This is a genomic window from Bosea sp. AS-1 (assembly GCF_002220095.1).
Lineage (GTDB): Bacteria > Pseudomonadota > Alphaproteobacteria > Rhizobiales > Beijerinckiaceae > Allobosea.
On the sequence record NZ_CP022372.1, the window covers coordinates 994,683 to 1,007,345 of the forward strand.

At 64.9% G+C, this 12,663-nt stretch carries 11 protein-coding genes and 1 tRNA gene; 9 read left to right on the top strand and 3 right to left on the bottom strand.

Annotation, left to right across the window (positions count from 1 at the left end):
• Positions 1–53: 53 nt before the first annotated feature.
• Positions 54–1,424: an MFS transporter gene (locus tag CE453_RS06310; protein ID WP_089173810.1), complete on the bottom strand. Its 1,371-nt coding sequence runs from the start codon at positions 1,422–1,424 to the stop codon at positions 54–56.
• A gap of 91 nt (positions 1,425–1,515) precedes the next feature.
• Between CE453_RS06310 and CE453_RS06315 the strand changes: the two genes are divergently transcribed.
• The 3 genes from CE453_RS06315 to CE453_RS06325 all read left to right on the top strand — a co-directional run bounded on the left by CE453_RS06315 (position 1,516) and on the right by CE453_RS06325 (position 5,958).
• Positions 1,516–2,412 carry a LysR family transcriptional regulator gene (locus tag CE453_RS06315; protein ID WP_089173811.1) on the top strand — a complete coding sequence of 299 codons (897 nt, stop codon included), beginning with the start codon at positions 1,516–1,518 and terminating at the stop codon, positions 2,410–2,412.
• Positions 2,413–2,640: 228 nt separating this feature from the next.
• The gene (locus CE453_RS06320) at positions 2,641–4,515 is read left to right on the top strand and encodes an adenine deaminase (protein WP_089173812.1); all 1,875 of its coding nucleotides are present in this window, start codon (positions 2,641–2,643) and stop codon (positions 4,513–4,515) included.
• A gap of 57 nt (positions 4,516–4,572) precedes the next feature.
• Positions 4,573–5,958 (top strand): NCS2 family permease, encoded by a 1,386-nt coding sequence (locus CE453_RS06325; protein WP_089177741.1) that lies wholly within the window; start codon positions 4,573–4,575, stop codon positions 5,956–5,958.
• A 596-nt stretch (positions 5,959–6,554) separates the two neighbouring features.
• Here the strand turns inward: CE453_RS06325 and CE453_RS06330 are convergent.
• Entirely contained in the window at positions 6,555–6,737 is a 183-nt protein-coding gene (locus CE453_RS06330) for a hypothetical protein (protein ID WP_089173813.1), read from the bottom strand.
• Between the two features lie 22 nt (positions 6,738–6,759).
• A tRNA-Arg gene (locus CE453_RS06335) sits at positions 6,760–6,836 on the bottom strand.
• 260 nt (positions 6,837–7,096) lie between these two features.
• On the opposite strand from CE453_RS06335, the gene CE453_RS06340 reads away from it, so the two are divergent.
• The 6 genes from CE453_RS06340 to CE453_RS06365 are packed head-to-tail and all read left to right on the top strand — an operon-like array spanning position 7,097 to position 12,629.
• Positions 7,097–8,293, top strand: coding sequence for a mandelate racemase/muconate lactonizing enzyme family protein (locus CE453_RS06340; RefSeq protein WP_198302280.1), 1,197 nt, complete (start codon positions 7,097–7,099; stop codon positions 8,291–8,293).
• A complete protein-coding gene (locus tag CE453_RS06345) occupies positions 8,274–9,020 on the top strand; it encodes a GntR family transcriptional regulator (RefSeq protein ID WP_198302281.1) in 747 nt (248 codons plus the stop codon). Before CE453_RS06340 ends, CE453_RS06345 begins: the two co-directional genes overlap by 20 nt.
• A gap of 31 nt (positions 9,021–9,051) precedes the next feature.
• Positions 9,052–10,365: an ABC transporter substrate-binding protein gene (locus CE453_RS06350; protein WP_089173816.1), complete on the top strand. Its 1,314-nt coding sequence runs from the start codon at positions 9,052–9,054 to the stop codon at positions 10,363–10,365.
• Positions 10,366–10,419: 54 nt separating this feature from the next.
• Positions 10,420–11,283: a carbohydrate ABC transporter permease gene (locus CE453_RS06355; RefSeq protein WP_089173817.1), complete on the top strand. Its 864-nt coding sequence runs from the start codon at positions 10,420–10,422 to the stop codon at positions 11,281–11,283.
• Entirely contained in the window at positions 11,283–12,194 is a 912-nt protein-coding gene (locus tag CE453_RS06360) for a carbohydrate ABC transporter permease (protein ID WP_157732918.1), read from the top strand. The genes CE453_RS06355 and CE453_RS06360 overlap by 1 nt, the downstream gene beginning before the upstream one ends.
• A gap of 3 nt (positions 12,195–12,197) precedes the next feature.
• Positions 12,198–12,629 carry a GlcG/HbpS family heme-binding protein gene (locus CE453_RS06365; RefSeq protein WP_089173819.1) on the top strand — a complete coding sequence of 144 codons (432 nt, stop codon included), beginning with the start codon at positions 12,198–12,200 and terminating at the stop codon, positions 12,627–12,629.
• Positions 12,630–12,663: the final 34 nt, after the last annotated feature.

Here is a 12,663-nt window from a genome sequence, read left to right on the forward strand (position 1 = left end):
GCATCCCCACTGATTGTCATTCAGAGCCGGTAGTCCAGGCAACATGATCTGTTTCAGCCCGCAACCTCGTGGTGCACGCGAGCCAGGCTGACGATCGCGGCGAGGCTAGCGAAGATTGCGGCCAACACCAGTGCAACTTCTGGTGCGGAAGCGAGCGGGATGACCTCGAAGATGGCTGCCATCGCGATGGCGCCAAGGGTCTGGCCGGCCAGCCGCGCAGTGCCTTGCATGGCGCCGGCAGCACCGCTGCGCGTCTTGGGGGCCGACAGCAGCAGGACGCGGTTGTTCGGGGTTTGGAAGAGGCCGAAGCCGAGACCGGCAACCAGCGTGCCCATGATAAAAACCGCTCCGTGTGGACCAGCCGGCAACAGGCCGATACTCGCAAGTCCAATGGCCAGCAGGGCTCCGCCCGTGGCGCAGAGCCACGCCGTCTTTACGCGATTGGCCAACCATCCGGAAATCGGTGCGATCACCGCCACCGCCGCAGGCCAAGGCATCATGTAAAGGCCTGCCTGGGTCGCCATCATGCCGAGCCTGTGCTGGAGATAAAAGGGCAGGGCGAGCAGGCCCAGCATCTGGCCGGTAAAGCAGCAGATCGATGCAATGACGGAGAACCGGAAGGCCGCTGCAGCGAAAAGGTCCGTCGGCACAAGCGGTGCCGCACTTCGGCGCTCGATCCGCAGCAAGATGAAGAAGCAGGCGACCGACACAGCGATCAGCAGGCCGCCCGTCACCGGTGACTGCACGACACGCTCAGTACCGAGAAAGAACAGGACGAACATCAGAGTGTTTGCTGCCATCGCCCTGCCATCGAGCCGGCGCGCCACGCCAGCCGTTCGGACCAGAACGGGGCCAGACGCTAGCACGATGATGCCAAGTGGGACGTTGACGGCGAAGAGCCAGGGCCAAGGTGCAATCGCGAGGATAGCGCCCGCAATGCCAGGCCCCGCCGCCGAGGAGATGGCGATCGTCATCGCATTGATACCGATGATCGTGCCGAGGAGGCGCTGCGGCACCGAGAGCCGCAAGTTCGTAACACCCAAGGCCATGACAGCGCCGCCGCCGAGACCTTGGACGAACCGCGCTGCCACCAGCATGTGCAGTGTCCCTGAGAAGGCGCAAGCCGCCGAGGCCAGGGTGAAGAGCGCGACACCCGCGAGGAAGACCCGTCGGGCTCCGATCATCTCGCCGATGGCGCCGCAGGGCAGCAGCGCAATCAGCACCGCGAGCTGGTAGCTCGAAACGACCCAAATCGTGTCGCTCGGGCTGGCATGCAAGGAGGCCGCGATCGTGGGCAGGGCGACATTGGCTATGGCGCTGTCGAGCACTACCAGCACCAATGTCAGGAGGAGGACGGCGATTGCAAGGTAGCGACGTGGCGCTGGCAGGCCGTCGGCGTGGATGTCGAGAGCAGGCTGGAGCATGGGAGCTTTCCGTGGTGGCTCCATCCTGATATGCCGCCGTCGGAAATTGCACCAGACGCAACGAATTCAACTGATGTTTGCGTAGAACGCCATGTCTGACATTGATCTGAACCTGCTGAATGCCCTCGATGTTCTGCTTCAGGAACGTAGCGTGACGCGGGCCGCACTCAGGCTTCGGCTCAGCACTTCCGCGATGAGCCGAACCTTGTCGCGGCTCAGGAAGGCGCTTGGCGATCCGATATTGGCGCCGGCCGGTCGTGCGATGGTGCTTACGCCCCATGCCGAGACCATCGCCGAACAGGTCCATACACTGCTGGTGGGCGTACAGGGGGTCCTGCGGCCGCCGCCACCGGTCGATCCCCGGAGCATGGAGCGCGAGTTCACGATCCGTGCCAACGAGGCCTTTACGCAGCTCTATGCCGCAAAGCTGAGCGCAGCAGTATCTGCTGTGGCACCCGGCGTGCGGCTGCGCTTCATGCCCAAGCCCGACAAGGATATCGGGCCCCTGCGGGAGGGTACGGTCGATATCGAGATCGGGGTGATCTCTGGAGATGGCGGCGAACTTCGCGCCCAGACCCTGTATCGCGATGCTTACGTGGGTGTCGCGCGGGCTGGCCATCCCCTCTTCGATGCGCCAATCACTCCAGAACGCCTGTGCACCTGGGGTCATGTGGTGTTCGCGCGGCGGCGGGATCGATCCAGCCCGGCAGACGAAGCGCTTGCTGTCCATGGACTTGTGCGTCGGGTGGCTGTCATCGTCCCGGGCTTTCCCGCGGTGATCGCCGTGGCCGCGGCCTCCGATCTCTTGGGTCTTGTTCCGCGCTCGGCTTGCTTGGCACTGCCGGGATACGACACAGCGCTCTTCGATCTACCGATTCCGATGCCCGAGGTCGTTGTGTCGCAGATTTGGCACCCGCGAATGGATGCCGACATCGGCCATCGCTGGCTCCGCGCGATGGTGTTCGAGGCGTTCCGTAAAGGCCCATGACCGCATGTCGGCTGGTGAGGCGAGTTTGGGGGAGAAGAGGGGGATTTGGTCTCCCGCCGCAAGAGATGAGTGGACGAACCGGCGCCGCATCACCGGGCCCGGCCGCGCCGCAGGTCAGCCCATAGCCGAGCGGACCCACGGCGAGCGAAGATCGGCCATGGTTCCACGGGGGTTGGCGGCCTCCGGAAGCCGGCTTAAGGAGCGCTTTCCTCTCCCGGAGACATCCCCATGGCGACCGCGCCCGTTCTTCCAGACGACCTGCTGATCGGCGCAGCTGACGAGGTCGCGATCCGGCAGGACCTGGTCCTGACAGCGCTCGGCAAGCGCCCGGCCGATATGCTGCTGCGGGTCGAGCGGCTCTTCGATGTCCATACGCGAAGCTGGCGCGAGGATCAGGAGATCGCGATCAAGGGCCGGCGCATCGCCTGGACCGGTCCCGCTGGAACCTTCCCCGGCACGGCTGCGCAGCGTGTCGAAAAGCCCGGGCTCGCTGCCGTCCCCGGCTTCGGCGAGGTCCACAAGCATATCGAGAGCACGCATCTGACGCCAGAATGGGAGGCGGCGCTGGTGCTGCCGCGCGGCAATACCTGGACCTGCGAGGCGAGCCACGAATTCTCCAATGTCGACGGGCCGAACAACCTCACCTTCTGGCTGGAGGCTCGCCGCCACGGCTCGCCGCTCAAGATATTCCCGTTGCCGGGCTCTGCGGTACCGCCGACTGCCTATGAATGGGGCGGCGGCTGGTTCGGCTATGACGAGCAGAAGGGCTTCCTGAAGGAGAGCCTGATGGTCGCCGGCCTCGACGAGGTCATGGATTGGCCCGGCTTGTCCGACCCCACGAACCCGTCCTACCAGCGGCTCTGGGGCATGATCCGCGCCACCTTCGAGCAGCGCGGTGTGGTCGAAGGCCATGGCGCGGGCTTGCGCGACATTGCCACGATCAGCGCCTTCGCCGCCGCCGGCCTCGCCTCGGATCACGAGGCCTGGCTGCCGGAGGAGGTCTGGGAGAAGCTGGCGCACGGCGTCTTCGTCGAACTGCGGCCCTATTCGATGCCGGAAGTGATCCCCTGGCTGATCGGGAAGGGGCTTTCCGATTGGTCTCAGATCGCCTTCACCACCGATGACCGCAGCGTCTCCGACACCTTCAAGCTCGGCGCCACCGACCACAATGCCCGCCTCGCCATCCGGCATGGGCTGGCGCCCGAGATCGCGATCCAGTGCATCACCATCAATCCGGCGCGGCATATGCGATTGACGCCCTGGGTTGGCAGCCTGGCGCCGGGCCGCTTCGCCGATATCGTGCTGCTGTCCGAGGTGAAGGACCTCACCATCGCCGAGGTCTGGGCGGATGGCCGCCCCGTCTCCGAAGGCACGCGCTATACCGGCCCGGTACCGACGATCGACTGGCCAGAATGGGCGCGTGAGACCGTCAACATCCAGCGCAGCCTCACCGCCGATGATTTTGCGATTCCGGCCGGGCCGGGGCGCGCGACGATGCAGGCGGCGCTGCTGCGGCCGTTCCACTGGGCCGACGACTTCATCACCGCCGACCTGACGGTCGAGGACGGGACGGTGCAGCGTGATTCCGCCCGCAACATCACCAAATTCGCGATCGTCGACCGCTTCTCGGGCGAGGGCAAGGTGGCGAAGATGTTCTGGCTCGGCTGCGGCCCGCGCACGCCCGATACGGCGCTCGCCTGCTCGGTCGCGCATGACAAGCATAATATCTGGGCCGTCGGCTCCTCCGACGCGGCGATGGCGCTCGCCGTCAACACTTTGAACGAGCTGCAGGGCGGCTGGGCGCTGGTGCGCGACGGCAAGGTGCTGGCGACGGTCAGCTACGAGATCGGAGGGCTGATGAGCTGTCGCTCGCCCGAGGCGCTCGACGCCGAGATGCAGGCGCTCTACGCAGCCGCCGAGACGATCGAGTGGATGTACGAGCCAACCTTCCATCCGCGCTGGTTCCCGGGGTTCCCCGAACGCCTGATCTTCGCCACCCTGACCTGCGCGCCCTGGCGCTGGGTGCTGGTGGCCCCTTGCGAGCAGGCGCCGCAGGGTTTCGTCAACGTGCAGACCGGGCAGGTGCATCCGATCGTCTGGTAGGTGCGGCGCTTTCAGATCGGCAAGACCCGGTCCGACGCGGCCGGGCAAGGGGGCTTCATGACGACATCGACATCCGGACCGGCGAACCCGCCCAAGACTCATTCGGGCGGCTGGCTCGACCGCCGCTTCAAGCTCACCGAGCGCGGCAGCTCCGTGCCGCAGGAGGTGATCGCCGGCATCACCACCTTCGCGGCCATGGCCTATATCGTTGCGGTCAACCCGGCGATCATGTCGGCGGCCGGGATGGATCGCGGCGACCTCGTCATCGCGACGGCGCTCGCCGCGATCTTCGGCAGCCTGATGATGGGGCTGACTGCCAACCTGCCTCTGGCGGTGGCGCCGGCCATGGGCTCCAACATCGTCTTCGCCTATGTGATGGTGAAGCAGATGGGTATCCCGTGGCAGGGCGCGCTCGCCATGGTCTTCATCTCCGGCGTGATCTTCCTCGTACTCAGCCTGTCCAAGGTCCGCGAGAAGGTCGCGAAGGAGGTGCCGGAGGTTCTGAAGGTCGGCATCCAGGCCGCGGTCGGCACGCTGATAGTCTTCATCGGCCTGCGCGGCGCCGGCTTCATTGTCGCCAATCCCAGCACCTATGTCGCAATGGGCTCACTTGCTAGCCCGCCCGTGCTGCTGACGCTCGCCGGCATCCTAATCACGCCGATCCTCGTAGCGCGCGGCATCCCTGGCGCGCTCATCCTGTCGATCGCAGCGATCACGCTGATCGGGCTTTTCGTACCGCTGAAGCCTGATGGCACGATGGTGACGAGCCTGCCGGCCGCGATTTTCGCCTTGCCGAAATGGCCGCACAGTACCTTCCTGGCGCTCGATTTCAGCTATCTCGTCTCGCATTTTCTGGTGGCGCTGCCGCTGCTGTTCTATTTTCTCTGCGGCGAATTCTTCAGCACGCTGGCGACGCTGATCGGCGTCACAGGCGCCGCGAATCTGCGCAAGCCCGACGGCTCGATCCCCAATGCCACGGCCGCTTTCTCGACCGATGCGACGGCGACCATCGTCGGGCCGCTGCTCGGCACCTCGGTCGTCACCGCCTTCATCGAATCCGTCACCGGTGTGCAGGCCGGCGGCCGCACCGGTCTGACCTCGGTCGTGGTCGCGCTCGGCTTCGTCCTCGCGCTGTTCATCTGGCCGGTCTTCGTCATTATCCCGCCGCAGGCCACGGCCCCCGCGCTGGTCCTGGTCGGCATCTTCATGCTGCAGGGCCTGGGGCGGATCGATCTCGGGGATCTCGCCAACGCGGTCCCGGTGGTGCTGATGTTGCTGGTCACCGTGCTCAGCAACAACCTGATCAACGGCATGGCGATCGGCACCTTCGCCTATATCCTGCTTTGCCTCGCGCTGAACCGGCGCTCGGAAGTCACTCCCGTGGTCTGGGGTCTCGGCGTGGTTTTCGTGCTGTTCTTCGTGGTCACCAGCCGCCTGATGTGACAACGGCGCCTTCGCCGGGCCAGGATCCGAGGTCGGCGAGATGATAAGGCATTATGCTTACGTTCCTGCAGCGCTGCGCTGAAGCCACCGTTCAGCGCAGCGCCAGTGCGGCTTGAGGTATTTGGCGCCTTAGGGTCGCGCGTAGGATTCGGTTTCGCCAACATTCCGGCTCTCTGCTCAGCGATTTTTGCAATTCGACACGCTAAAATTTTGCCCTTATACATCGTTAAACAAGAGAGTATTAATTTCATTACGTAAAGAAAGAAATATCACTCTCGGAGAGCTGTCTTGTGGCAAGAAAATGGATCTTGTCTTGGCTTTTGCTTCGCCCTTTCGTCACTCACCTGCGAAGCAAAATCTGCAACGCCCTTCGGAAAAACTCCTCGTCGCCGCGACCCAAATCGGTCATTCCGCTACCCACAATTGATTTCGAGAAGCTGACATGTCCGAACCGGTGTGGGAGGGCGCACCTTCTCAACGTCCGCCATTTGGTCATTCTGGCGCCGCCGCCAGCCTTCATACTACCCCCCCGGAGACCGGCCACTCCGAACGCCAGGAGAGGCCACCTGCGGACAAGGGCCCCTGCGGTCCACCTATCAGGAATTGGTGCGCGCCACGCTGTGTCTCGAGCCGAAAATGCGTTCGCCAAGAATGGCAGCAGAGGACTTCGAATCCTGCAGAAACGCGCCTGACGCCGTTTTCGACAGCGCACGAAACGCGACGTAGCGCTTGCGTGGGAAGGTGCTGCCGAAGTCCGCAAGATGCGAGCGGTCGACCAAGATATTGGTTCATTAAGAAAACTGGCGCGCCCGACACGATTCGAACGTGTGACCTTTGCCTTCGGAGGGCAACGCTCTATCCAGCTGAGCTACGGGCGCTAACCGTGGAGGCTGGATAGCCGATCCCCGCCGCTTCGGCAATGCGGGATTTTTGGGTGCCGTGAAGTTCTTCGAGGGCAAGGGGCGCACGTTCGAAGTGCGCCAGGGCGCAGGAGTGTGGCCGCAACGGCCGGGAGCTTGCGGCTCGCCCGAGGCCAGCGATCGAACGAGATAGGCAATCGACATCGCGCGCATCGCATGTCTCTTGACGTCTCATTCAAAAAAATAAATTATAATTTATAATATTGGAGATGCGGCCAGTGAAAGTTTCTCGACTCAGGGCGATCCAGCTCGAAGCGCGGTTCGCGGACGTATTCGGCGGCATCGACAAGGTGCCGGCGGAGCTGCTCGCTCCGGCCGCGCATTTCCGACGCATCCCGCGGACCGGTCAGGTTTCCACGCTGGTCGTGGTGGAAAGCGACGATGGTGCGGTGGGCTATGGCGAGGCTTTCGGGCTGCCTCACGCTGGCGCTGCCACGGCGATCATCAACGGCGTCATCGCGCCGGCTTTGATCGGCTCGGCCATCGGCGAGCCCACGGAGATGCTGGCCGATCTGGAGCGCTACTTCACGGCGATGGGCAGCACGCGCGGCCCGGCGATCGAAGCGCTGAGCGGCGTCGACATCGCCCTGTGGGACCTCAAGGCGCGCGCCGCCGGCCTCCCCCTGGCGACGCTGCTCGGCGGCACTCCGGGGCCGGTTGCGACCTATGTCAGCCCGGTCGGCTTCCAGGATCATCCCGACAAGTCGGCACGCGCGGCGCGCGCCTATCTCGACCAGGGCTACACCGCGATCAAGCTGAAGGTCGGCCGGGGCCTTGCGACCGACATCGATCACATCGCGGCCGTGCGCGGCGAGATGGGACCTCAGGCCGCGCTCTATCTCGATGCGAACTGCGCCTACGACGTGGCCACGGCGATCGCGGTCGCGAAGGCGCTGGCGCCTTACAATATCGGCTGGTTCGAGGAACCCGTGCCGCCGGACGACCCGCAGGCCCTGGCGGAGGTCCGCAAGGCGTCGCCGGTGCCGATCGCGGCCGGCGAGAACGACTTCACGCTCAGCGCCCATGCCAAGCTCGTCGCCGCCGATGCGGTCGACTTCCTTCAGCCCAATATCTCGCGCGCGGGCGGCGTATCCGGCCTGATGGCGATCGGCGCGCTCTGCGCGCGTTCCGGCATCGCGATGGCGCCCCATGGCGTCGGCACCTGCGTCGCCGTCTCGGCTGCGGTGCATACCTGCCGGGCGGCGCCTGCCGTCCATGCCTATGAGGCGAACCGGCTGCTCAACCCGCTGCGCGACGAGATGGCGGCACGCCCGCTCATCACCGAAGGCGGGCAGCTCGTGGCCCAGGATGTCCCGGGCCACGGCGGCGAGCCGGATTTCGGACGCCTGGAGCGCTATGCCCTCGGCGGCCTGGAGGCGAACAAGGAGCGGATCCATGCCCATATCGGTGCGTAGTCCTGAAGATCTGGGCGAGCTCGTCGGCAAGCCGGGCGAGACGCTCGCCGAGACCTTGCGGCGCACGCTGCTCGACATGATCGTGTTCGGCTATTTCGAGCGCGGAACCCGGCTCTATCCAGAAAAGCTCGCCGAGCACTTCAATGTCAGCCTGACGCCGGTGCGCGAGGCCCTGATGCGGCTCGCCGCGGAGGGTTTCATCGAGGTCATCCAGCGGCGCGGCTATCATATTCGCGATCCCGACGCGAAACAGGTCCTCGACCTCTGGCAGGTGCGCCTGGCGATCGAACTCATGGCCGGCGAACTGATGATCGATCGGCTGAAGGCCGGCGCGCTGGCAGATGCGGCGATCGACGAGCTCGAGGCCATCCACCAGCGCCTTTCGGTCGAGCCGCATGCGATCTCGCATAAGGACCGGCACGAGCAGAACGCCAGCTTCCACCACAGGATCGTCGAGTTCAGCGGCAACGACCTGCTGCTTTCGACCTATCGCGGCATCCAGATGCAGGTGCTGCATGCCTGGATCCAGCGCGGCATCGAGACCTGGCGCGCGCGCCACGCCTCCGAGGCCGTGGAGCACAGCGCCATCATCAAGGCGCTGCGCGACCGCAATCCGAGCGACTACGCCAAGGCGGTACGCGCCCATCTCGGCCGCTCGCTCAAGGACGCGCTGGCCGATCTCAAGGCCCGCAACGTGATCGAGGAACTCGCACAGAGCCGAAGCTAATCGGCCGCATTCTCAAGGGGAGGACATCATAATGCAGAGACGTCAGCTTCTGACTACGCTCGCGGCCTTCGGCTGCGCGTTCGCGAGCGCTTTGATTCCGCAGGCCTCAGTCTCGGCGCAGACCAAGACGATCCGCATGTGGACGTTCCTGAGCGCCACCGGGACGACACCGCGCGAGGTCGCGCTGGCGCAGATCATCAAGAACTACGAGGCCGCCAATCCCGGCACGAAGATCGTCGTCGAGACCCAGGTCTGGGATCAGATGACGCCGAAGTTCCTGGCGGCTCACCGCGCCGGCAATGCGCCCGACATCAGCTGGGTCGTGACCGACTTCCTCGGCGATGCGATCGGTTCTGGGTCGCTGGCCGACCTCAACGAGCTGTTCATCAGGAAATGGCCCGCCGACCAGGTCAAGGACCATGCCAGCGCCTATTGGGACCTGACCAAGAAGGGCGACAAGCAATATGCGATGTTCGCCTCGCCGAACTACATCTCGATTCTCTACCGGGCGGACCTGCTGAAGGCGGCCGGCATCGACCCGGCCTCGATCAAGACCTGGGACGATCTTCGGGCTGCGGCCGAGAAGCTGACAGTGAAGAATGCCGCGGGACAGGTGACGCGCTACGGCTACGCCCAGGGCTTCAGCGAGCAGCAGGCCGACCCGCACATGATGATCCCCTATCTCCTCGGCGAGGGAGAGCAGCTGTTCAAGCCAGATGGGAAGGCCAATTTCGCCAGCCCTGCGGGTATTGCGGGCATGACTTTCGCGACCGACCTGATCAAGAAGTACCAGGTCTCGCCGCCGCAATCGGCGACCTGGACGGTCGACGATTTGTTCGAGCAGTTCTCCTCCGACCGCGTCGCGATGATCCAGGGCCCGAGCGTGCGCGTCTCCTCGCTCCAGGCCAAGCTGGGCAAGGAGAATGTCGGCCAGATGCTGTGGCCCGGCAACGGCAAGACAGCTCACTCCCCCGCCGTCATGGCCGGCTGGGCCGTGGGCGTCTGGTCCAAGGGCCAGCAGAAGGAGGAGGCCGGCAAGTTCGTCGACTATCTCCTCGGCGCGGAATCCGAGAAGATCTGGGTCACCGTCGGCGGGCAATCGCCGCTGATGGCCTCGACCGCCAAGGCGGTCGCGTCCTTCGTCGACCAGCCGGGCAATGGCTATATCCGTGTCGCCGGCGAGGGCGCGAGCAAATATGGCTGGCTGACCCCGATCGAGTTCAATGTCGGCGGCTATCGGCAGGCGCTGAACAAGGCGACGCAGCGCATCATCGTCGACGGCGTCGCGGTCAAGACAGCCCTCGAAGAGGCGGAAGCCCGCTTCAACCGCCAGAACAATCGCTGATGTGCGCCCAGGCGGAGCCCGAGCGGCTCCGCCTTCGATCAGGGATCGCTCTCAATGACGATGTATTCGCGCCTGACCGGCGTCAATTACGTGCTGCCCGCGATGGCGCTGCTGATGCTGGTGCTGTTCTCGCCGGTCCTCTACGGCTTCTGGTTCAGCCTTTTCCGCATCCAGTACGGCGCACCGACCGACTTCGCCGGGCTGGAGAACTATGCGCGCCTGCTCGACGACCCCGTCCTGGGCGCGACGCTTGAGCGCAGCGCACTATTCACCTGCGCCGCCGTCGCACTGACGCTCGTCATCGCACTGGCCCTCGCGGTCTGGATCAACCGCCTCGGACAAAGGCTAGGCTTCGTCGTCCAGATGATCGTGATCCTGCCCTGGATCATCTCGACGGTGGTCGCCACCCTGCTGTTCCGCTGGGTCTTCGTCAGCGATATCGGGCTGGTGGGCTCGCTGGTGCGGATGGCGGGCCTCCCCGAAGTGCAGCTCCTCAACAGTCCCGGCAGCGCCATGGCGCTGCTGATCGGCGTCTCCGTCTGGAAGAGGGTTGGCTATGCCGTCATCATCCTGCTCGCAGGCCTCAAGGGCATTTCGGAAGACTATGAGGAAGCCGCCAAGATCGACGGCGCCAATCGCTGGCAGATCTTCTGGCTGATCGTCCTGCCGTTGCTGAAGACGCCGCTGCTGCTGGTCACGATCGTCCTGACCCTGTCTAACCTCAACACCGTCGAGACCCCGCTCGTCCTGACCGGCGGCGGGCCGGGAGATGCGACGCGCATCCTGCCAATCGAGGTGTTCGAGCGCGCCTTCGTCACCTTCGATCTGGGCTCGGCGACGGCACTGGCTCTGGCAATGTTTGCCGGCAACATTCTGCTCGTTTTCGCCTATGTCAGGCTCGCCAAATGGAAGACGTGATGAACGCTGCGTCTGCCCGCTCCCATCCCCGGCCCGTCACGCTGCAAACCGGCGCCGCTACGCCCAGCAAGGCCCGCATCGTCCTGCCTGGCCTGGTCGGCCTGGTCATCGCCGGCCTCTTCATGGTGCTGGCCGGACTCAACCTGCTGCCCCTGTTCTGGGGCATGCTGACCTCGCTCAAATCGCAGCCGGACCTGTTCAGGGCACCGCCGGTCCTGTTCGATTTCGTGCCGACCGCCGAGAACTACCAGCGCGTCGTTGATAGCGGCTTCCTCGGCAACATCCGTATCAGCGTGTTCTACTGCGTCGTCACGGTGGCAAGCGTGCTTGTGCTGGCTCTGCCCGCGGCCTATGCCTTCGACCGCTTCGACTTCCCGTTTCGACGGGCGCTGTTCATGCTCGTGGTTGCCAGCATCCCGCTGTCGCTGGGAGCGGCCGCGCTGCTGATCCCGAACTATCTGTATTTCACGCGGCTCGGCCTGACCAATTCCTGGTTCACGCTGCCGCTGATCTATACGGCCTACCAGCTCCCGATGGCGATCTGGATCGTCAAGGGATCGCTCGAGAGCATTCCGCGTGAGCTGGACGAAGCCGCGATCATCGACGGTGCGACGCATTTCCAGATCCTGACGCGCGTCATGTTGCCTTTGACGCGCCCGGCGCTGGGCGCTGCGGGGGTGCTGACCTTCGTCGCCTGCTGGAACGAGTTCGTCGCGGGCTCGGTGATGATCGACACGCCGGACCTGCGACCGATACAGCCGGCGATCTACAACTTCATCGGCTATTTCGGGCGCGAATGGGGGCCGCTGACCGCCTCCGCGGCGCTCGCCATTCTCCCCATCCTCATCGCATTCGCCCTGCTCAGCCGACTGATCGTGTCCGGCCTGACGAAGGGCTCGGTCAAGGGTTGAGACATGCATACCGCGTTCAATATCGGTTGCGACGAGGCCGAGCACGTCATCGCAGCGGCCGCCAGGGAAGCGGCGCAGATGGGCGTGCCGCAGAACATTGCGATCGTCGACGCCGCCGGCCATCTCGTCGCGTTCCGGCGCATGGACGGCGCCAAGTTCACCTCGATCGAGATCGCTGTGGCGAAGGCCTTCAGTGCGTCGGGCGCACAGGTCGAAACCAGGGCGATCGCGCCGCGGACTCTACCGGGAGAACCGGGCTTCGGCCTCCAGAATCTGCATGGTGGCCGCTTCACCACGCTCGCGGGCGGGATACCACTGCGCGTCGCAGGGCAGGTGGTCGGCGCGATCGGCGTGAGCTCCGGCTCGACGTTTCAGGACCAGCAGGTGGCCGAAGCCGGCGCTGCCGCCTTCGATGCCCTCGGGCTTTCCGGCTGACCTGCCGCTCTCTCAGTCCATTGAAGCATCGTGA

Bases quoted from the DNA above. Each gene is read 5' to 3' on its own strand.
- CE453_RS06310 (WP_089173810.1), bottom strand. From the start codon at position 1,424: ATGCTCCAGCCTGCTCTCGACATCCACGCCGACGGCCTGCCAGCGCCA.
- CE453_RS06315 (WP_089173811.1), top strand. From the start codon at position 1,516: ATGTCTGACATTGATCTGAACCTGCTGAATGCCCTCGATGTTCTGCTT.
- CE453_RS06320 (WP_089173812.1), top strand. From the start codon at position 2,641: ATGGCGACCGCGCCCGTTCTTCCAGACGACCTGCTGATCGGCGCAGCT.
- CE453_RS06325 (WP_089177741.1), top strand. From the start codon at position 4,573: ATGACGACATCGACATCCGGACCGGCGAACCCGCCCAAGACTCATTCG.
- CE453_RS06345 (WP_198302281.1), top strand. From the start codon at position 8,274: ATGCCCATATCGGTGCGTAGTCCTGAAGATCTGGGCGAGCTCGTCGGC.
- CE453_RS06350 (WP_089173816.1), top strand. From the start codon at position 9,052: ATGCAGAGACGTCAGCTTCTGACTACGCTCGCGGCCTTCGGCTGCGCG.
- CE453_RS06355 (WP_089173817.1), top strand. From the start codon at position 10,420: ATGACGATGTATTCGCGCCTGACCGGCGTCAATTACGTGCTGCCCGCG.
- CE453_RS06360 (WP_157732918.1), top strand. From the start codon at position 11,283: ATGAACGCTGCGTCTGCCCGCTCCCATCCCCGGCCCGTCACGCTGCAA.
- CE453_RS06365 (WP_089173819.1), top strand. From the start codon at position 12,198: ATGCATACCGCGTTCAATATCGGTTGCGACGAGGCCGAGCACGTCATC.